At 45.8% G+C, this 1,554-nt stretch carries 2 protein-coding genes; both read right to left on the bottom strand.

Annotation, left to right across the window (positions count from 1 at the left end; all coding sequences use genetic code 11):
- Positions 1–105: 105 nt before the first annotated feature.
- Positions 106–621: a hypothetical protein gene (locus GQS10_RS22755; protein ID WP_166246598.1), complete on the bottom strand. Its 516-nt coding sequence runs from the start codon at positions 619–621 to the stop codon at positions 106–108.
- 374 nt (positions 622–995) lie between these two features.
- Positions 996–1,554, bottom strand: a 559-nt coding sequence (locus tag GQS10_RS22760) for a hypothetical protein (protein WP_207952402.1), incomplete at its 5' end; no start/stop codon positions are given.

A 1,554-nucleotide genomic window follows, 5' to 3' on the forward strand; every position in this document is an offset into this window, starting at 1 on the left:
ACGATTTTGCCAAAGCCGCTTCCTTTTTTGATTTCTTTGAGATCAGGTTTTGCTGGGAACATTTTGATCGCCTCCTATATCATTAAAAGTAGAATTCTTCCTAAATTATAACTGTGAAAATCTTGTTAGGAAACCCTTCAACTCGTTAACTTTCACACAAAATACGAATTCTTTGCCGTGGGTACCCATGCGTTCGTAACGTTCCTTAGTAAACTTGGCGTAGAGCCTGCATAAATAATCGTTTTCAGCTAAGGCTGCCAGTCTGATCTCCCGGACCTGCGGATCTCCCTCGATGATGGATTTTACCAGAAATTTTAAACCTCGGATGAACAGGTTGGTCCCCCGGTACGTCTTGTCTGCAATAGCTACATCTATCAAGGCAATATCCTTATCCTGAAATTCCTGCTCGGGTGTTCCGTGGTAATAGGCTGCTACTCCCACGACGCGGTGCTCGTCATTGGTGACATTAACCAGCCGGCCTTGAGTCGAGTAGGAATAGATGAGGGTAACCATCTCGAGGGTAGTATAGGAGGGGTGCAAGTCGCGTTTATGGGATAGTAAAAATAAACTGGCTTTGGCCAGATCGTCATCCGTTACACACAGGTGATGGTACGTTGCCATGGTCGTCCTCCCTCTTGTTAATCCGATGTCCTTCTGGAGCGTACGCTGCAGTTCTGTTAACAAACGGAGACAGCTGAGCGTTTACAAAGTTTTAAGAATAATTAGGGGTAAAGCTCCAATACTTTTACCATAAAAGCGAACTAACGGTGGAAACACCCCTTGTTTCCTTATCATTTGCTTCCTCTAGGCTTGGGTTCCACCGGATGCCTAAATATTTCCCTTCCCTTATTCTTCGTAGCCATGGGTTGGGTAAAAAACACCGGTGGAATGGTTCGCGTTGGGGCACGGAAGTTCAAAAAGAAATACACAAAAGAGCTGCTGGAGAAGCACCGGCAGCTCTTTTGTGGTCGGCTACTTTATTAACGGGTAGCCTCCTAATCCGATTCTGACTTCATCCGACTCCCTAAATGATGACAATAAGCTTTCAATTCATTGAACGGGAGCGCATATAGCACCAAGTTATTCACGATAGTTTTGGTAGAACCAGGCAGAGCGAGGAATTTGGCAAAGAGCCGATTTAGATCTTTATGTTCCGAGGGTGCCCAAAATTGGACTTGCCGGACGTCGGAATTGCCTGCTTGGATAGCATCCACCAGTACTCGCAGTCCCTTTACAAATAAGGTTGTACGCCGCAGTTCTTTCTCAATAAAGGCAACCTCAATCTGACAAATGTGTTGATCCTCGTAATTACCGGAACCTGTGCCATAACCGAATCCGGCCGCACCGACCAGTTGGTAGGATTCTTCACTAATAGCGAGTATCGCCTTGCCAAGAAAAAGAGGACTGCTGATAAAACCAAGCTTCACTGCGAAAGGGTATGGTAAATGGAGATCATCATGATGCCGGAGAAGGAAGTCCACATAGGCTTCATGATCCATTTCATATTCGCAAACTCGGAATTCGAAGGACATTACTTCGCCGGCTGGAGCTGTG

This window comes from Paenibacillus turpanensis (assembly GCF_011421635.1).
Classification (GTDB): Bacteria; Bacillota; Bacilli; order Paenibacillales; family YIM-B00363; genus Paenibacillus_AK; species Paenibacillus_AK turpanensis.

What these genes read in the sequence shown, in the direction of transcription:
- GQS10_RS22755 (WP_166246598.1), bottom strand. Translation starts at nt 621, where the DNA reads ATGGCAACGTACCATCACCTGTGTGTAACGGATGACGATCTGGCCAAA.